Origin of the sequence: Exiguobacterium sp. JMULE1, assembly GCF_013337175.1 — a bacterium.
Taxonomy (GTDB): Bacteria; Bacillota; Bacilli; order Exiguobacteriales; family Exiguobacteriaceae; genus Exiguobacterium_A; species Exiguobacterium_A indicum.
The window spans coordinates 719374-737050 of record NZ_SGWC01000002.1 but is presented as its reverse complement, the minus strand read 5'-3'; the positions used below and the strand labels follow the sequence as shown (position 1 = coordinate 737050).

At 48.1% G+C, this 17677-nt stretch carries 19 protein-coding genes; 2 read left to right on the top strand and 17 right to left on the bottom strand.

Features of this window, described 5'->3' with window-relative positions; translation table 11 throughout:
- The 8 genes from EXW93_RS03950 to lepA form a co-directional block, all read right to left on the bottom strand.
- A complete protein-coding gene (locus tag EXW93_RS03950) occupies positions 1-747 on the bottom strand; it encodes a 16S rRNA (uracil(1498)-N(3))-methyltransferase (protein WP_075642007.1) in 747 nt (248 codons plus the stop codon).
- Positions 748-751: 4 nt separating this feature from the next.
- Entirely contained in the window at positions 752-1699 is a 948-nt protein-coding gene (gene prmA, locus EXW93_RS03945) for a 50S ribosomal protein L11 methyltransferase (RefSeq protein WP_029341002.1), read from the bottom strand.
- Between the two features lie 25 nt (positions 1700-1724).
- Entirely contained in the window at positions 1725-2831 is a 1107-nt protein-coding gene (gene dnaJ, locus EXW93_RS03940) for a molecular chaperone DnaJ (RefSeq protein WP_174316046.1), read from the bottom strand.
- 132 nt (positions 2832-2963) lie between these two features.
- Positions 2964-4790 (bottom strand): molecular chaperone DnaK, encoded by a 1827-nt coding sequence (dnaK, locus tag EXW93_RS03935; protein WP_035398411.1) that lies wholly within the window; start codon positions 4788-4790, stop codon positions 2964-2966.
- 52 nt (positions 4791-4842) lie between these two features.
- Positions 4843-5400, bottom strand: coding sequence for a nucleotide exchange factor GrpE (gene grpE, locus EXW93_RS03930; RefSeq protein WP_023467440.1), 558 nt, complete (start codon positions 5398-5400; stop codon positions 4843-4845).
- 24 nt (positions 5401-5424) lie between these two features.
- Positions 5425-6459 carry a heat-inducible transcriptional repressor HrcA gene (gene hrcA / locus EXW93_RS03925; protein ID WP_023467439.1) on the bottom strand — a complete coding sequence of 345 codons (1035 nt, stop codon included), beginning with the start codon at positions 6457-6459 and terminating at the stop codon, positions 5425-5427.
- A gap of 316 nt (positions 6460-6775) precedes the next feature.
- Positions 6776-7921: a radical SAM family heme chaperone HemW gene (gene hemW, locus EXW93_RS03920; protein ID WP_035398414.1), complete on the bottom strand. Its 1146-nt coding sequence runs from the start codon at positions 7919-7921 to the stop codon at positions 6776-6778.
- A gap of 58 nt (positions 7922-7979) precedes the next feature.
- Positions 7980-9803, bottom strand: coding sequence for a translation elongation factor 4 (gene lepA, locus EXW93_RS03915; protein ID WP_023467435.1), 1824 nt, complete (start codon positions 9801-9803; stop codon positions 7980-7982).
- Positions 9804-10035: 232 nt separating this feature from the next.
- On the opposite strand from lepA, the gene rpsT reads away from it, so the two are divergent.
- On the top strand, positions 10036-10296 hold the full coding sequence (gene rpsT / locus EXW93_RS03910) for a 30S ribosomal protein S20 (protein WP_023467434.1): 261 nt from the start codon (positions 10036-10038) through the stop codon (positions 10294-10296).
- Between the two features lie 126 nt (positions 10297-10422).
- Here the strand turns inward: rpsT and EXW93_RS03905 are convergent, their stop codons facing one another.
- Together EXW93_RS03905 and holA are read right to left on the bottom strand one after the other, a co-directional pair.
- A complete protein-coding gene (locus tag EXW93_RS03905) occupies positions 10423-10866 on the bottom strand; it encodes a GNAT family N-acetyltransferase (RefSeq protein WP_041255011.1) in 444 nt (147 codons plus the stop codon).
- Positions 10867-10879: 13 nt separating this feature from the next.
- A complete protein-coding gene (holA, locus tag EXW93_RS03900; RefSeq protein ID WP_023467432.1) occupies positions 10880-11881 on the bottom strand; it encodes a DNA polymerase III subunit delta in 1002 nt (333 codons plus the stop codon).
- Positions 11882-11981: 100 nt separating this feature from the next.
- Here holA and EXW93_RS03895 point away from each other — a divergent pair, with 100 nt between their 5' ends.
- Positions 11982-12143 (top strand): YqzM family protein, encoded by a 162-nt coding sequence (locus EXW93_RS03895; protein ID WP_023467431.1) that lies wholly within the window; start codon positions 11982-11984, stop codon positions 12141-12143.
- A 36-nt stretch (positions 12144-12179) separates the two neighbouring features.
- On the opposite strand, the gene EXW93_RS03890 is transcribed toward EXW93_RS03895, so the two are convergent.
- From EXW93_RS03890 to yhbY, 7 genes are all read right to left on the bottom strand, one after another.
- On the bottom strand, positions 12180-14342 hold the full coding sequence (locus tag EXW93_RS03890) for a DNA internalization-related competence protein ComEC/Rec2 (RefSeq protein WP_174316045.1): 2163 nt from the start codon (positions 14340-14342) through the stop codon (positions 12180-12182).
- Positions 14342-14950 carry a helix-hairpin-helix domain-containing protein gene (locus EXW93_RS03885; protein ID WP_023467429.1) on the bottom strand — a complete coding sequence of 203 codons (609 nt, stop codon included), beginning with the start codon at positions 14948-14950 and terminating at the stop codon, positions 14342-14344. Before EXW93_RS03885 ends, EXW93_RS03890 begins: the two co-directional genes overlap by 1 nt.
- Positions 14951-15178: 228 nt before the next feature.
- Complete coding sequence (locus tag EXW93_RS03880) at positions 15179-15907, bottom strand: class I SAM-dependent DNA methyltransferase (protein ID WP_174316044.1); 729 nt, start codon at positions 15905-15907, stop codon at positions 15179-15181.
- On the bottom strand, positions 15907-16254 hold the full coding sequence (gene rsfS, locus EXW93_RS03875) for a ribosome silencing factor (protein ID WP_023467427.1): 348 nt from the start codon (positions 16252-16254) through the stop codon (positions 15907-15909). The genes EXW93_RS03880 and rsfS overlap by 1 nt, the downstream gene beginning before the upstream one ends.
- Positions 16251-16826 carry a bis(5'-nucleosyl)-tetraphosphatase (symmetrical) YqeK gene (yqeK, locus tag EXW93_RS03870; RefSeq protein WP_023467426.1) on the bottom strand — a complete coding sequence of 192 codons (576 nt, stop codon included), beginning with the start codon at positions 16824-16826 and terminating at the stop codon, positions 16251-16253. The genes rsfS and yqeK overlap by 4 nt, the downstream gene beginning before the upstream one ends.
- Entirely contained in the window at positions 16816-17385 is a 570-nt protein-coding gene (gene nadD, locus EXW93_RS03865) for a nicotinate-nucleotide adenylyltransferase (RefSeq protein WP_174316043.1), read from the bottom strand. The genes yqeK and nadD overlap by 11 nt, the downstream gene beginning before the upstream one ends.
- Positions 17382-17675 (bottom strand): ribosome assembly RNA-binding protein YhbY, encoded by a 294-nt coding sequence (gene yhbY, locus EXW93_RS03860; RefSeq protein ID WP_023467424.1) that lies wholly within the window; start codon positions 17673-17675, stop codon positions 17382-17384. Before yhbY ends, nadD begins: the two co-directional genes overlap by 4 nt.
- Positions 17676-17677: the final 2 nt, after the last annotated feature.

Sequence of the window (17677 nt, the reverse complement as noted above, 5' to 3'; positions counted from 1 at the left end):
TCACCCTTTCAATTCAAAATGATACGAGACGGCGGAAAGGACATAAAATGGTGCCGTTTCCGTCCGTAAGATGCGACGCCCTAGAGCGGCTTTTTTAAAACCGGCATCCGTCAAACGTGCGATTTCTGCTTCAGCGAACCCACCTTCAGGTCCGATGACGACAAGAAGGGAATCACCTTCTTGCAATCCAGCAAGCGTCGTAGCGAGGACGGAGGCCTCCCCTTGTTTTGCTGATTCTTCATAGGCAACCAGACAAGCCGTATAGTTCGATGCATCCTGTAAGACTTCATCATACGCCACGAAGTCGACTGTCGGCAAGTGGGCACGGTACGATTGTTCGGCTGCTTCCTTGACGATTTTTTCGAGTCGCTCAATCTTTTTCGGAACCTTCTTCTGATCCCATTTCGAGACGGAACGATCGGCTTCGAAAATTCGTAGATGATGGATCCCGAGTTCCGTTGCTTTTTGGGCAACGAGTTCGATCTTATCGCCTTTTGGCAATCCATGGGCGATCGTCACACGAATCGGTAATTCCGTCTCGATCGGTAGCGTCTCTTCGATCCGGGCAGAAGCCGCTTGTTTATCGAGTGCTTCCAGACGGCACCGGTAAAGACCTGTCCCGTCGAGTACGAGAATCTCTCCGCCGACTTCCATCCGCATGACGTTTTTCATATGGTGTGCGTCGTCTTTCGAGAGATGAAACACCTCTCCCTGACGCATCGAGGGCTCGACGAAATACCGTTGCATATGTTTACGCCTCCCGTTTCGCGATGATCGCGACCCAGTCCTCAAGCTTCGTTGTCTCGACGATCGTAAATCCTGCTTCTTGCATCGCTTGGACGACCATATCCTTCTTCTGACTAATGATACCGGAAGCGATGAAATGACCGCCTGGTAACGTCAACGTATAGGCATCCTTGACGAAGAGGAGGATGACTTCCGCTAAGATGTTTGCGACGATCAACTCGACCGGCTCACTCAATTCCTTCATCAAGTCGCCTTGGCGGACTGTGATCTGCTCACTGACTTCGTTCAAAGCGACGTTTTCCGTCGCTGATTTGACAGCGACTTCGTCTAAATCGAGTGCAAAGACATCTTTTGCCCCAAGCTTCGCAGCTGCGATCGCGAGGACACCGGATCCCGTTCCGACATCGACGACACGGTCTTGCTCTTGCAAGTAGTTCTCAATCGCTTGAATACAGAGGACCGTCGTCGGGTGTGTTCCCGTTCCGAATGCCATACCTGGATCGAGCTCGATGATTTTTTCATCCGGTTGTGGTGTATAGTCTTCCCACATCGGGACGACTGTCAGATGGCGACTGATTTTGACTGGCTTATAGAATTGTTTCCATGAATGAGCCCAATCTTCTTCATCTACTTGAGTCAGCGTGACAGCACCCGTGCCAATCGACAGACCGAAGTTCGTCAACTGTTGGATGTCATGTTCGATGCCTTTGATCGTGTCCGTCAAATCGCTGCTTTCTGCAAGATACGCCTTCACGAGTACACCTTGTGTCGGATACTCGTCTCGTTTCGTCTCATCCCAAATTTCACCGAAGTTATCTTCGCGGTGGGACATCATCTCGAAATCTTCGACATCCTCGATAACGACTCCGCTTGCTCCCGCTTCATGTAAGATGTTTGAAACTGCTTCGATGGCTTCTTGTGTCGTATGGACACAGATCTCTGACCATTTCATTTCTTGTCACGCTCCTCTGTAGTGATCACCCTGTAAAGAATGTCTTGATCCGGCTGAAGACACCTTCGTGTTGCTCTTCGACACCTTTTTCATCGCTGATTTCATTGAATTCCCGTAAGAGTTCTTTTTGACGTTCCGTCAGATTCTTCGGTGTAATGACGACGACATTGACGTACTGGTCGCCATGGTGACCGGACCGAACATTCGGCATCCCTTTTCCGCGGAGACGGAATCGCGATCCTGTCTGTGTGCCCGCTGGAATCTTCAGACTGACCTTACCATGAACAGTTGGCACTTCGATCTCATCGCCAAGTGTTGCTTGCGCGAATGTAAGTGGCATATCCATGACGATATGATCGTCGACACGTTCGAACAGTTCGTGTGCTGCGACACGAACGACGACATACAAGTCACCCGCTGGTCCACCGTTGACACCGGCTTCCCCTTTACCTGCTAAACGAATTTGTTGCCCATTGTCGATCCCTGATGGAATTTTGACACGGACATCTTTGTTTTTACGGACGCGACCGGCTCCACGACATGTTTCACATGGCTCCTTGACGATTTGTCCACGGCCATGACATGTCGAACATGTCGTTTGGTTAACGACACGACCGAACATCGTGTTTTGTTCGACGTTGATGTGACCCGAACCACCACATCGTTTACATGTTTCCGGATGTGTTCCTGGTTTAGCACCCGAACCGTGACATGTCCCGCAATCTTCTTCGACTGGAATCGTGATCGTCTTCTCGACACCTGTGACCGATTCCATGAAGTCGATTTCCTCGACGTATTGTAAATCCTGTCCTTTACGTGGTGCATTTGGATCTTGACGACGTCCGCCACCGAAGAACATGTCGAAGATGTCTCCGAATCCTTCAGCTCCACTGAATCCACCGCCACCTTGCGATGGATCTTGGTGACCGAATTGATCGTAACGTGCTCGTTTATTGTCATCGGATAACACTTCATACGCTTCCGATAATTCCTTGAATTTCGCATCCGCATCCGCTTCCTTGTTGACGTCCGGGTGGTACGTCCGGGCAAGCTTACGGTACGCGCGTTTTATTTCCGCTGATGAGGCATCGCGCGCGACGCCTAGTACTTCATAATAATCGCGTTTTTCCACGTGCAGTCTTCCTCTCTCTATTCCGATTCATTTCATACTGTTTGATTTTACCGAACTTCGTGCGACATGGAAAGAGCCAAAGCGCGGATACGCTTTGGCTCTCTCTAGCGCCCGAAAAATCGGTCGGATGAATTACTTGTTGTCTTTCTCGTCGACTTCTTCGAACTCAGCGTCCATGACGTTGTCGTCTTGACCACCAGCTTGTGCGCCTTCAGCGCCCGCTTGTTGCTGTGCCATGTTCTCGTAGACTTTTTGTGTCAACTCTTGGACGACTGTCGACAATTCGTCTTTTGCAGAACGGATTGCTTCGATGTCTGTTCCTTCGAGAGCTTTTGTTACTTTTTCTTTTGCAGCTTCTGCTTTTTCTTTATCAGCGTCAGCGACTTGCTCACCGAGGTCTTTGATTGCTTTATCTGTTGCGAAGACGAGTTGGTCTGCTTCGTTGCGTAATTCGACTTCTTCTTTACGCTTGTTGTCTGCGTCCGCGTTTGCTTCTGCATCTTTGACCATTTGCTCGATGTCCGCTTCAGTCAAACCGCTTGATGATTGAATCGTGATCGACTGTTCTTTGTTCGTTCCGAGATCTTTCGCAGAAACGTTAACGATACCGTTCGCGTCGATGTCGAATTTAACTTCGATTTGTGGCACACCACGTGGTGCTGGCGGAATGTCCGTCAATTGGAAGCGACCAAGTGTTTTGTTATCTGCTGCCATTGGACGTTCCCCTTGGAGGACGTGGATGTCAACAGCTGGTTGGCTGTCTGCTGCAGTCGAGAAGACTTGTGATTTCGAAGTTGGGATCGTTGTGTTACGATCGATCAATTTCGTCATCACGCCACCCATTGTCTCGATACCGAGTGAGAGTGGAGTTACGTCGAGAAGAACGACGTCTTTAACGTCTCCTGTCAATACGCCACCTTGAACCGCTGCACCGAGGGCAACGACTTCATCCGGGTTAACCCCTTTGAACGACTCTTTACCAGTGAAGTCTTGGATTGCTTTTTGAACTGCAGGAATACGAGTCGAACCACCAACGAGGATGATTTTGTCGATTTTGTCTGGTGTCAGACCTGCATCGTTCATAGCACGGCGTGTTGGTTCCATAGTACGTTCAACGAGATCTGCTGTGAGATCGTCGAATTTCGCGCGTGAGAGCGTCATTTCCAAGTGAAGTGGACCTGATGCGCCAGCTGTGATGAACGGAAGGCTGATTTGTGTTGAAGAAACACCTGAAAGGTCTTTTTTCGCTTTTTCAGCTGCATCTTTCAAACGTTGAAGCGCCATCTTATCTTGAGCAAGATCGATGCCGTTTTCTTTTTTGAATTCTGCTACGAGATGGTCGATGATTTTTTGGTCGAAATCATCTCCACCAAGACGGCTGTCACCAGCAGTTGAAACAACTTCAAAGACGCCATCACCAAGTTCAAGGATCGACACGTCGAACGTACCGCCACCAAGGTCATAGATGAGGATCGTGTGATCTTCGCCTTTTTCGAGACCGTATGCGAGTGCTGCCGCTGTAGGCTCGTTGATGATCCGTTTTACATCAAGACCAGCAATCGTACCAGCGTCTTTTGTCGCTTGGCGTTCTGCATCGTTGAAGTAAGCAGGTACTGTGATGACAGCTTCTGTGACTTTTTCACCGAGGTAGTCTTCTGCTTGCGCTTTTAGTTTTTGAAGGATGATCGCAGAGACTTCTTGTGGTGTGTAGTCTTTGCCTTCGACTTCTACTTTATAGTCCGTACCCATATGACGCTTGATCGACATGATCGTGTTCGGGTTCGTGATTGCTTGACGTTTTGCGACTTCCCCTACTTGACGCTCGCCGTTTTTGAATGCGACGACAGATGGTGTCGTACGGTTTCCTTCTGCGTTAGCGATGACGACAGGTTCGCCACCTTCCATTACTGCAACACATGAGTTCGTTGTACCTAAGTCAATACCGATGATTTTTGCCATGATCTATTTCCTCGCTTTCAATGATTAGAATATTCAAGTGCCTACTTGCTGATTACTCAGCTACTTTAACCATACTCGGACGAATCACACGATCGTGCAATTTGTACCCTTTTTGGAATTCAGCGATGACGACACCTGATTCGTGTTCTTCGCTCGCTTCTTGAACGACCGCTTGGTGTAAGTTCGGATCGAACGCTTCACCGACTGCTGGAATCTCGACGACGCCTTCATTTTGAAGCGTTTCGACGAGTTGACGTTTCACCATCTCAACACCCGTCAAGACGGATTTCGTCTCCTCGTTTTCCGTCTCGATTTGGAGCGCACGGTCCAAGTTATCGACGAGTGGTAACAGCTTTTCGACGATCGCTTGTGAAGAATACTTCGCGCGATTCTCTGCTTCGACACGGTTACGACGCTTGAAGTTCTCAAAATCCGCACGGAGGCGTAATTCTGAAGCTTTTGCTTCTGCGAGTTGTGCTTCGAAGTCTGGTTTCTCGTCTTCGACGAGATCCGCTTGAATGACTTCTTCTTCTGTGACTTCGACGGTTTCAGTCGGCTCTGTCACGTTTTCTTCTTGTTGGAGGTTTTGATTCTGTTCTTTTTCTTCCACTCTGAATCGAGCCCCTTTCTATATTCAATCCAAATTGTTCTTATGCAATTCGGTTTGGAATGCTTGAAGTAGATGGATGATCGAGTTGATTCCCCGGTTGTAATCCATCCGTTTCGGTCCGATCAAGGCGAGTGTCCCGATCGAGACACCGTCGACCGAATAATGGGCCCGGATGACGCTACAATCTTTTAATGCATCCACATTGTTCTCACTCCCGATCGTAATCAGGATTTGATTATCGAGATTCGGTCGGAGGAAATCGAGAACGGCTTCTTGCTGTTCGATCAACTCGAGAACAGGTCGTAATTTTGCGACGTCCTGAAATTCAGGCTGATCGAACATGTTAGCTTTCCCGCCCAGATAGATGAACGGTCGCTCCTCTTGATCCGTCAAGACGAGATCAAGTGCCTTCGAGAGCAACACCGTCTGTTCAGAATGCTCTGAACGGAAGCGACGGATTTCCTCGAGCAGACGACTGCGCAAGGCTGAGAGTGGCGTACCGCGTAACGTCTGATTCAGACGTTCCATCAGTCGGCTCGCTGCTTCCTGGGATAACGCTTGATTCAATTGCAAAGTCTTGTGTTCGACATGTCCCGTCTCGGTGACGAGAACGATGACGACACGACCTTCAGCAAGAGGAATCAATTCCAGATGATGCAAGCGTTGTCCCTCTTCTTTTGGTCCAAGTACAAGCGTCGTGTAATGGGTTAAATCGCTCAACAGGTCTGCTGTGTGCCGAATCAACCGATCATTCTCATTCACGGAATGGGCAAAGAGTGATTTCAATGCCTGCGCTTCTTTTGGTGTGATGCTTTCCGGACGAATCAGATGGTCGACATAAAAACGATATCCGAGTTCGGAAGGAATCCGTCCTGCGGAAGTGTGTGGCTTTTCAATCAGACCCATCTCTTCGAGGTCCGCCATCTCGTTACGAATGGTCGCGGAACTGAACGTCACGTCGTCTCGCTTGGAGAGCGTCCGTGAGCCGACGGGTTGAGCAGTCTTGATGTAATCATCGACGATTGCACGTAAAATCAACAATTGACGATCCGTCAGCACCTTCTTCACCACCTTATTTTGTTAGCACTCACTTTTAACGAGTGCTAATTACATCTTTTACTATAAGGAATTGTCCGTCCGATGTCAACCGAATTGCGTGACCCTTTGAACAGTTTCCCATTCTGCGATACAGTGAAACAAAGAATGGAAAGGATGAATCGGATGATTGAATTATTGGCAATGGCAGGAGTCTTTGTCTGGCTGTTCATCGCGGTCATCGGAACGACTGCTTATTTTTTAAGGAAATCCAAAAAATGAAAAGAAGCGGTCTTCCTCTTTATTAAGGGAACACCGCTTCCTTTCATTTATTCAAGACTCATTGAACCTGCGCTTCACCGATGAATTCTGCAAAGACTTCGTTCGCTAACGGAACACCGGCTGGCGTCAAACGGATATGTGTCTCCGTCTGTTCGACGAGACCGTTTGGCAACAAACGTTTCATGACATCACCAAACACATCTTCAAACGCTACTCCATATTTCGTCTGGAAACGTTCGAGTGATACGCCATCCTTCATTCGAAGTCCAAGGAACATCTCTTCTTCCATCCGCTCGACGTTCGTCAACGGCGTCTCTTTTCGAACCGGTAACCCTTCTGCCTTGATATAGTGCGGAATCGGTGCGATGTTCGCACGACGCGTCTGATTGATATAGCTATGTGATCCTGCACCGAATCCGTAGTACTCATCGTTTTCCCAGTAGACGCGATTATGACGACTCTCTTTTCCTGTTTGCGCGAAGTTCGAGATCTCATACTGCGCATATCCACCTGCTTCGATCGTATCGATCATCACTTGATACATCTCTGCCTCGAGATCTTGCGTCGGTAGCGGTAACTTTCCTTTTCGCTCTTGAATCGCAAAGACCGTGTGCGGTTCTAAAATCAACGAATAGGAGGAGATATGCGTGATCGGTAATTGAAGTGCCCGCGAGACGTCGTAGCGAACCTGATCGAGCGTCTGATTCGGTAACCCGAACATCAAGTCGACGGAGATGTTATCAAACCGTTTCGCTGCTGCGTCGAGCGTCTGCGCGACTTTCGCTTCCCGGTGCGTCCGACCGATGCGTTCGAGCAACCCGTCATCAAACGATTGGACACCAAAACTGACGCGGTTGACACCGCCCGCTTTCATGATATCGAGTTTCTCTTCCGATACACCGTCCGGGTTCGACTCGACCGTGTACTCTAAATCATCGCCTGTCAGTGGCAACAAGTGTTTCTGGATGATTTCCATCAACCGTTGCATCTGTGGTTCATTTAAAGCGGTTGGTGTTCCGCCACCGATGAAGATCGTCTCGAGATGATCCGTCGGGTATTGTTTCAACGTCAGTTCGATTTCGCGTTCAAGCGCATCGAGGTATTCATCGACGGGCTGATTCTTTAAAAAGACTTTATTGAAATCACAGTAATAACAAATATGTTCACAAAAAGGGATGTGGACATATGCGGCGCGTATTCCCATTTCGCCTCATCCTTTCTCTATAAAAACCAAAAAGGGGACGCAAGCGCCCCCCACCTGTTTAATCTTCGTCCATGGATAGAACGGACATGAAGGCTTCTTGCGGTACCTCTACTGAGCCTACCATCTTCATGCGTTTCTTACCTTCTTTTTGCTTCTCGAGCAGCTTCCGTTTCCGAGAGATATCTCCCCCGTAACATTTCGCGAGAACGTTCTTCCGTAATGCCTTAATCGTCGAACGAGCAACGATCTTCGTTCCGACAGCGGCCTGTATCGGCACTTCGAACTGCATCCGCGGAATCAATTCTTTCAACTTATCAACGATGACTTTCCCGCGTTCGTACGCAAAGTCACGGTGAACGATGAAGCTGAGCGCATCGACGTTCTCGTTGTTGAGCAGGATGTCCATCTTGACGAGACGCGACTGTTGGTAGCCGATCAATTCATAATCAAGTGACGCATACCCTTTCGTACTCGATTTCAACTGATCGAAGAAGTCGTAGACGATCTCAGATAACGGTAACTCATACGTGATTTTGACACGTGTCGTATCGATGTATTGCATGTCAACGAATGTCCCACGCTTCTTTTGACACAACTCCATGATCGCACCGACGTAATCATTCGGTGTCATGACAGCAGCCTTAACGAACGGCTCTTCGATGAATTCGACTTTTTGCTGATCCGGCATCTTCGATGGGTTATCGACGTGCAAGACTTCACCCGCTGTCGTCGTCACGTGATAGATAACCGATGGTGCCGTCGTGATCATATCGATGTTGAATTCACGTTCGATTCGCTCCTGGATGATTTCCATGTGGAGCATCCCGAGGAATCCACAACGGAATCCGAATCCGAGTGCTTGTGATGTCTCTGGTTCGAACTCAAGCGCCGCGTCACTAAGTTGTAGTTTTTCAAGCGCTTCTCGTAAATCGTTGTATTTCGCAGCATCGATTGGATAGAGTCCACAGTATACCATCGGATTCATCTTACGGTATCCTGGCAGTGCTTCAGTAGCTGGCTGTTTCGCAAGCGTAATCGTATCCCCGACACGTACGTCGCCGACCGTTTTGATCGAAGCAGACAACGTCCCAACATCACCGACCGTCAATTCTTGCTGACGTAATGGTTTTGGTGTCGCAACGGCAAGTTCCAGAACCTCAAAGTCCTTACCTGTCGACATCATCCGAATCTTATCGCCGACTTTAACTGTTCCGTTGACGATTCGAATCGATGCTACGACACCACGGTAAGCGTCATAATAGGAGTCAAAGATCAATGCTTCGAGTGGTGCAGACGGATCACCCGTCGGCGCTGGTACTTTCTCGACGATTTGTTCGAGAATTTCTTCAATACCGATCCCTGCCTTCGCAGAAGTCGGAACGGCTTCAGATGCATCAAGTCCGATGACATCTTCGATTTCTTGACGGACGCGTTCGACATCCGCAGAAGGTAAATCGATTTTGTTAATGATCGGAAGGATTTCGAGATCGTTGTCGAGTGCTAAGTAAACGTTCGCAAGCGTCTGCGCTTCGATTCCTTGCGCCGCATCGACGACGAGGACAGCCCCTTCACAAGCTGCAAGTGAACGCGAGACTTCATATGTGAAGTCGACGTGTCCAGGTGTATCAATGAGGTGAAGAATGTAATCTTCCCCATCTTTTGCTGTATACTTCAATTGAACAGCGTTGAGTTTAATCGTGATGCCACGCTCACGTTCGAGATCCATGGCATCAAGTGTCTGATCTTTCATTTCGCGCGATGTCAACGCGCCAGTTTTTTCTAAAATTCGGTCAGCGAGTGTCGACTTCCCGTGATCGATATGGGCAATGATCGAGAAGTTACGAATACTCTTCTGCCGCTTTAAACGGTCTTCATTCGTCATGTTTAGAGTCACCTTACCTTATTTTCAAACGTACATACGGTTCATTATACCAAAAAGCGCTTCACTGTACTATCTCGTTTTGTTTTACCCGAAAAACAAAATGTGAAGATTCCCTAGACGTCGTATTGCTTTTAAGAAAAACGTTTGCTACAATTGTGTTTGTTCTGTTGAACGATAACTGCAGATATGCGAATATAAATCTCGAATGAGTTTTATTGGAGGTGAATCATCCATGGCTAACATTAAATCAGCAATCAAACGCGTTAAAACAGCTGAAAAACGCCGCGTCGCTAACGTACAACGTAAATCGGCAATGCGTTCAGCGATTAAAGCAGTCGAAACTTTCGCAGCTGAAGGTAACAAAGACCAAGCGGTCCTTGCTTTCGCTACAGCTTCTAAAAAAATCGACAAAGCTGCTGCTAAAGGTCTCATCCACAGCAACAAAGCTGGTCGTGACAAATCACGTCTCGCTAAACTCGTAAACGCACTTTAATTCTTTCCGAAGAATACGGTGATGGGTCGCCACTAGGAGGTATCTCCAGTGGCGATTTTTTATATGATCTAAAATGGCGGACGAAGGACTCGTGTAAAACGATTCCTTCGTCCGCCATTTCTTGTCTTACTTGTCGTCTAGACGATCGATCATGACATAGTGAAGACCGATCCCTTCAATGAGGAACGGTTCTCCAACACGTTCCAGTCCGAGGCGCTCATAAAAAGGAAGTGCCGTGACGCGGGCGTTACACCACCATGCTGTCACTTGTCGTTCTTTCAATAGACGACGGGCTTCTTCAATCAGCGCCCGACCATACCCTTCACCACGCACGTCTTCACTCGACGCCATACCACGAAGCTGATACGTCGCTCCTGGCGCTTGTGCATGAGATTGTTCCGAGAAACTACCGATTGCGACGATTTGTTGTGCTTTTATCCCGCCGAGATGAAACGTCGATGCAAGCGCATCGTCTGGGTAGATACATGCTTCACGTGGTTGATGGGGACGTAACACATCATGCCGTAATGGGATGACCTCTTCTGCTGTAATGATCTGGACTTCCATCATCGTTTGCCTCCTCTTATAGCGTCGCTAAGCGAACAATCAACGCATCGAATAGAATCTTCTTATCACCGCGTCCTGTTTTCATACCTTCATCTGTCGTCGTGATGGCGATGAGTGCTTGCTCGAGCTGCGCAAACGTAAACCGTTTGGCAGACTGGAGTGCCAATTTGATCGCATACGGATGAGCTCCGACTTTTGATGCGATTTGTCGTTCTCCGTATCCTTGTTCTGCTAATCGTTTCGACAGCAACATCATCCGGTATTGGCGTGCCATCAGTCCAAGGAGAGCCAACACTTCCTGTCCTTGTTTTTCAAGGTCGCGAATCAAGCGGATCGCTGGTTCGAGTTGACGCTTCATCAAGTAGTCCGTTAATTGAAAGACGTTGTCCTCTAATGTCCGCGGAACAAGCAAATCGACATCCTCGATTTCGATTGTTGGTCGGTCCCCTGCAAACAACATCAACTTCTCAAGTTCATGGGCTAATGTCCCCCACATCTCAGCAGTCAAGAAAATGAGTCGCTCGATTGCTGGACGTTCCATCCGATATCCTTTGTCGTTGACAGCATCCAGAACGAAGCGGAACAACTCTTCGGTCGTCGGTTTTTTTGCCTCTAGTACAGTCGCGCGCTCCTTCAATCGTTTGACGACGGTTTTTCGTTCATCGAGCTTTTCTGCTTCGACGATCAAGACAACCACCGCGTAGTCTGCCGGTTGTAGGATATAATCTGCTAACCGTTCGAGATTATGTTGTTTTTTATCTTTCGCTCCTGTCAGAAACGTTGCAGGTTTTGCAACGACGACACGGTAGTCGCTTAAAAAGGGTACCGTCTCCGCTTCATCGAGTACCGCATCAAGCGGTTGGTCGTTCAAATCGATTTTCATATAATCAAAGCGTTCTCCGTCCGGAAGAGCCGCTTTTACGATTTCACGTTCCCATTCTTCTAACAAGTGTCGTTCTGTTCCATATAATAAGTATAAATTCGCTAATTTTCCATTGACGAGCCAAGGAGTTTTCATCATTCCCACCACATTTCACAGTTTGTTCTTAACTTCATCATAGATAATCCTCTTTTATTCCGCTATACTAGAAGCGGAATCTATTAAGGGGGAATGCAGCATGGCACATTCAGTACGCCCACCAAGTGAAAACGCGTTCGAGAACGATATTCAATCAAAACGCAACGATGCGCTCGACTCTGCCGTTGGTTTTGGTGCATCATTCGGCTTCTTCGCAGTCTTGTTCATCATCGGTGTCGCAATTAAGTTCTTAAGTCTATAATCAGTAAAACAGCAACCTTGGGGGGTTGCTGTTTTTTTATTTTATCATAGGTTCACAGCCCGCTGAAGAACAAGTTACACTCCCGTCCTCATCCGTTCGAAAGACGATCCGATCTGTCCCGATCCGCTCAAGCACGTCCGGATGCGGATGCCCGTATCGATTTTTTCGTCCGACTGATAAGATGACAATCTTCGGATTTGTCTTCTGCAAGAGTTCTTCACCGGTCGACGTGTTCGAACCATGATGACCTGCTTTTAGAATATCGATCGGACCAATCGTTAATTCGTCCTCGATTGCTAGGCCAGCGTCACCCGTCAGTAAAACACGTTGTTTGGCAATCTGTGCAAGTAATATAATAGACCGATCGTTCTCTTCTTCTTCTCGTCCAGTCGGTGCAAGTACATGTAACCAAGGACGAATCGTTTGTCCCTTTTGAACGAACTTGACATGCGTTCCAGTTGCTTCGATCGAATGAATCAAATCGTTTCGCTTCTCATCCGTGTTGTCATACGCCCCTAAATAAATGGTTTTCACACGAACTTGACGCAGTAATCCTAGCAGTCCACCGACGTGATCGTGATCAGCATGTGTCACGATGAGACCGTCGATTTCTGCTTCTCCTCGTGTGAATAAAAAGGGCGCGACGATATGACTACCCGGATCAAACGGACGAAGCAGTGGATGCGTCGTTTGCTGATAAACACCACCTGTGTCTACGACGAACGTCTCTCCTGCTTTCTCAAGTACGATACTATCCCCTTGCCCGACATCTAAAAACGTGATTTGTTCAGGTACGTGCCACTCCGTGTAACCCCATGCCGTAAGCAAAAGGACCAATGGGAGAGCATGCCCCCACCATCTCCGTTCAGCAATGAACCAAGCGATTCCCGTTCCGACAACGACGATTGTCAAGACGATCGGAGAAAATGTTGGAACGGCAACCATTGCTAACGGCAGATGTTCCGCTAGCTGTAATGCTTGGTCCATCCATTGAATCGCGTACTGATGCGCAATCTGAAACGTCGAACTGAGCGGTAAAAATGGAAGCGTCGCAAGGAGGAACGATCCTGGCAGAATCACCCACTCAATCCAGCTACCAATTAATAAATTCAACAACGGAGACCAGATTGAAACCGTTGTTTGTTCAATCCCCTGTAAAAACAAAAGGGTTCCGAATTGTGCCCACGCACTGATAAGTAGCCAGTTCCAAGGACGACGAACCGAACCCATGAGTCGTCTCGACAGCACAAGAAACAGCGTCAGTCCGACCGTCAATTGAAATCCGATATCGTAAATGACAGTTGGTTGAATCGCTAATTGAAAAGCCGCGACCCCCGCAATGACCTCGACCGGATCTAACGGTTTGTGGAAACGACGACCGAGCAACAGAATGATCGCGACGAGCACAGCCCGAGTGACTGGAGGACTCCACTCCGTCAACCATGCGTAAATCGGCAGTAAAATCAGAACGATATCAAGTCGTTTTTCTTTTGTCATCCTGATTTTTCGTAAGACGTACAGCAGACTAAACACTAAAAAAGCGATATGTGATCCTGAGATGACGATCGCATGTAATAAGCCGAATTTCTTAAACCGTTCGAGCGTCACTTGATCCATTAATCGATCCTCACCAAATACAAGTGCTTCGACGTAGAATGCTTGCTTTTGTGGTAACAAGTCTTCTATCCGTTTCAACCATGCTTCACGTACCCGTCTTCCTTCTGCCGCATATCCAAGTGTCGGATGACAGGAATCAAACGAACGTACTTCCCACTTTCCAGCGTAACGATTCGTATGCATGAATTGCAGTTCGTCAAAACCTCCCGCATTCGATTGTTGACGGACATCGAGCGGTTCCGTATCGACGTGACAGGAGTAACCGATTCGTTCGTATCCTGTCTCATCTTCTGCAATCGTTGCCGTCAATAGAATCGATTGACCGTTGCTCTCCGCCTCATAGCGAATTCGATCCCCATTACGCTTACCTGATAAGATGTCAACAGACGAGACGTCGTGCGGTTCAGGTGACAGATGACCCATTCCGATGAATAGACAACTCAGAATGAACAAAAAGAAAAGACGACCGATTGAAAAAGACCATGACTTCATGACAGTAAATAGCATCAGCGTCACTAACCACCAGATCGATTCTTTAATGGCGACAATGAGTAAGAGAACGAACAGCGCATGAAGTGGCATCAGTAGACGATCAGGTAGGATTTAAGCGATTCTAACGTCTTTTCCCCAAAGCCCTTCACATCTCCGAGTGATTCATACGTCGCAAATCCCCCCTTCTCCTCACGATAGGCTAAGATCGCTTCTGCTTTGGCAGGACCGATTCCCGGAACCTCCATCAACTGTTCCGCCGTTGCCGCATTGAGGTCAATCAGTCCTTTTGGTATCTCTGCTTTTGAGCGTTTCGTTGGTTTCGGCTGATCTTTCGTCTTTTTTACCGGCACGATGACTTCCTGTCCATCAATGAGACGTGCCGCGAGATTCATTTGTCGAATGTCAGCTTTCTCAGTCGTCTTTGCTTTTTCGATTGCATCCTTCACTCGATCACCGAGGTGAAATTGATAGGGTCCAGGTGCTTCTACCGCCCCTTTCACATCGACCATGATGAGTTTGTCACGAATCGAGGTATCTTTTTCTGCTGGCTCTGCTTTTGCCTCTTGTTGTTTATCCGTTAAGGACGGTTGATCGACCATCGCTTCATTCGAACAAGAGGGTAATGGTACGAACAATAAAATGATGAGTAGCAGGACGACGACGAGACCTGCGATCTGTTGCAAACGTGGAACGGTCAAGACGAATCCCTCCTTTTTCCACGACTCTAACAGGTCGCTACGGACTTCAGGAAACGAAGGAATACGTACTAACCACTCTTTTACAACATGATACGGTGTGTTATGTCGGATAAAGGTCATATCATCCATACCGTTACTTTGAATTAGCATCTGTTTGACGAACAAAAAATCCGTCTTCTTCAAGCAACACGAACGTGTATCGCTTAAAGAAGACGGATGAGATCACTTTTACATTTTTTCAGCAACGAAGAAAATCCGCTCGGCTGTCTCAGAAGGAGCATCCGGTCCAAAATCGCCTGTGACCGCAAGAACACGGAATCCGGCGTCGCGTAACCACGTCACGTACTGTGCTGGAGGATACGTCCGCTGATGATGCGTTTCATCGACACGCTCATAGCGACCGTCCTCTTCCTCGATGAAGAAAGTCAGTTCATGGACGACAGAAAGCGGTGCTTCACCAGGATCCGCGAACCAGATATACGAACTTTGCTCCGCATGTGTCGCATATGTCTTTCCATTGAACAATGTTTCCATCTTGTATGGAGAGTGTGTATCAAATAAGAGACGTCCACCCTCTTTGAGGATTGCTGCTACATGTGTAAACGTCTGTTTGACATCCTCTTCCGTCCGGAGATAGTTCAAGGAGTCGCATAGGATCGTCGCGGCATCGACAGGTGTCGGCAATTCGATTTCGCGCATGTCTTGCGCCCAGAATTGAATGCGTAATCCCTCTTCTATCGCTTTTTCCTGCGCGACTTCGAGCATCTCTTCCGATAAATCGATTCCGAGCATCTCATAGTGTGCCGCTAATGCAAGCGTCGCCGTACCCGTTCCACATCCGATATCAGCAATCGTACTGCCAGTCGGAACGTATGCTTTGACCCAGTCGACCCATTGATCGTACGGGACGTCTTGCATCAATTCATCATAGATGTAGGCGAACTGTTCGTATGCCATTAGTTGACCTCGACTTCAACCTTTGGAGCATCTGCCCAGAGTTTTTCGAGATTATAGTAATCACGATCGTCACGGTGGAAGACGTGAACGACGACGTTTTCAAGATCCGCTAACACCCAACGTGCCGCATCGAATCCTTCGAGACGTTTGATCGGCAGGTTATGTTCGTGCGCGACTTCTTTGAGTTCACGTGCGATTGCCTGTACTTGTTTTTCTGAATTCCCTTCACAGATGACGAAGTAGTCGGCAACTGGTGAGATGCTCGACATATTCAGGACGACGATATCTTCAGCGCGTTTATCGTCGATGGCATTTACGATTAATTGTAATTCTTGTTCGACTGTCATAGGACGGTCCCCTTTCGTTTGGCCGCGACGAAGGCATTATAAGTCTCAATCGTTCGCGGAAAGATGATGGCTTGTTTTTTACATAAAAAATGAATTGTCTGACTGAGTGTTGCAATGACGGCGTCCGTCAAATCCTGCTCCGCTACTTCACGAAGCGCTTCGACACCTGGATAACTGCGATTTGGTTCAATCGCATCCGCGACGAAGATGATTTGATCGAGCAACGGCATACCGGGTGCCCCCGTCGTATGATTTGCGATGGCCTGATAAATTACATCTGAATCAAGACCAAGTTCTCGACGGACAAGCTCCGCACCTACTGGCGCATGAAGCAGTTCGTCATCATAATCGAGTAAAACCCGTTGATTCAATTCAACGGCAATCGAACGCATCTCATTCGTATCGCGGTATTTCGCATAATCATGAAGCATAGCAGCAAGTGTTGCTTCTTCTTCGTCAACACCATATTTAAGAGCTAAGTGTCGCGCTGTTTCGACGACACCTAATGTATGCACATAGCGTCGCTCAGGCAACGTACGCTCAATGATTTGACGTGCTTCTTCAAGGCGCATATAGATTCCACTCCTCAATCCGTTGTCGAACGGCTTCCGGTACAAGGTAGCGAATGCTCCGTCCGCGCGCGACCCGTTGCCGGATATCCGTCGAAGAAATTTCTAGCAATGGCATATCGACCGCTTTCACACGGGCACCGCGCGGAATCAGATACCGACTGCCCGGTCGAGCGACGGCACCAAAGACGACTTCCTTGTATAACCGTTCGGCTTGATACCACGTATCGAGCCTCACGAGTGAGTCTGCTCCAACGAGAAACAGAAACTCATGCTCCGGGTACCGGTGCTTGAGTGCACGAATCGTATCATACGTATAAGAAGGCTCTTCGCGCTCAAACTCGATTGCTGAGACGGAAAAAGCAGGATTCAATGCAATTGCTTCTTCTACAAGGCGTAAACGCTTGGTTGCGTCTGTGACTGTACGTTGTTTATGCGGTGGCACATTCGCTGGTACGAACCAGACCGCATCGAGTTCGAGTTGTTCCTGCGCTTGTTCGGCAATCAGGAGATGACCGATATGCGGAGGATCGAACGTTCCGCCCATCAGTCCGATTTTCATCGTGGCAATTCGAGCGTCTTGTTCTCTTTTGATTCTTTATAGAGAACGATGACTTTTCCGATGACTTGAACGAGTTCAGCATTCGTTCCTGCGACGAGTTCTTGTGCGACATCCTTTGGTGCGTCCGCACAATTTTGCAATACTTGTACTTTCAAGAGTTCCCGTTTTTCGAGCGCATCCATCAAATCAGCGCACATCGCTTCGCCGACTCCATTTTTACCGACTTGGAAAATCGGGTTTAAGTCATGAGCTGTCGCGCGTAAAAAACGTTTTTGTTTACCTGTTAACATGA

Coding starts and splice junctions, on each gene's coding strand:
- prmA (WP_029341002.1), bottom strand. CDS start 1,699: ATGAAATGGTCAGAGATCTGTGTCCATACGACACAAGAAGCCATCGAA.
- lepA (WP_023467435.1), bottom strand. CDS start 9,803: ATGACGAATGAAGACCGTTTAAAGCGGCAGAAGAGTATTCGTAACTTC.
- holA (WP_023467432.1), bottom strand. CDS start 11,881: ATGAAAACTCCTTGGCTCGTCAATGGAAAATTAGCGAATTTATACTTA.
- hemW (WP_035398414.1), bottom strand. CDS start 7,921: ATGGGAATACGCGCCGCATATGTCCACATCCCTTTTTGTGAACATATT.
- nadD (WP_174316043.1), bottom strand. CDS start 17,385: ATGAAAATCGGACTGATGGGCGGAACGTTCGATCCTCCGCATATCGGT.
- EXW93_RS03895 (WP_023467431.1), top strand. CDS start 11,982: ATGGCACATTCAGTACGCCCACCAAGTGAAAACGCGTTCGAGAACGAT.
- EXW93_RS03880 (WP_174316044.1), bottom strand. CDS start 15,907: ATGGCATACGAACAGTTCGCCTACATCTATGATGAATTGATGCAAGAC.
- EXW93_RS03905 (WP_041255011.1), bottom strand. CDS start 10,866: ATGATGGAAGTCCAGATCATTACAGCAGAAGAGGTCATCCCATTACGG.
- yqeK (WP_023467426.1), bottom strand. CDS start 16,826: ATGCGCCTTGAAGAAGCACGTCAAATCATTGAGCGTACGTTGCCTGAG.
- EXW93_RS03890 (WP_174316045.1), bottom strand. CDS start 14,342: ATGCCACTTCATGCGCTGTTCGTTCTCTTACTCATTGTCGCCATTAAA.
- dnaK (WP_035398411.1), bottom strand. CDS start 4,790: ATGGCAAAAATCATCGGTATTGACTTAGGTACAACGAACTCATGTGTT.
- rpsT (WP_023467434.1), top strand. CDS start 10,036: ATGGCTAACATTAAATCAGCAATCAAACGCGTTAAAACAGCTGAAAAA.
- rsfS (WP_023467427.1), bottom strand. CDS start 16,254: ATGACAGTCGAACAAGAATTACAATTAATCGTAAATGCCATCGACGAT.
- yhbY (WP_023467424.1), bottom strand. CDS start 17,675: ATGTTAACAGGTAAACAAAAACGTTTTTTACGCGCGACAGCTCATGAC.
- EXW93_RS03950 (WP_075642007.1), bottom strand. CDS start 747: ATGCAACGGTATTTCGTCGAGCCCTCGATGCGTCAGGGAGAGGTGTTT.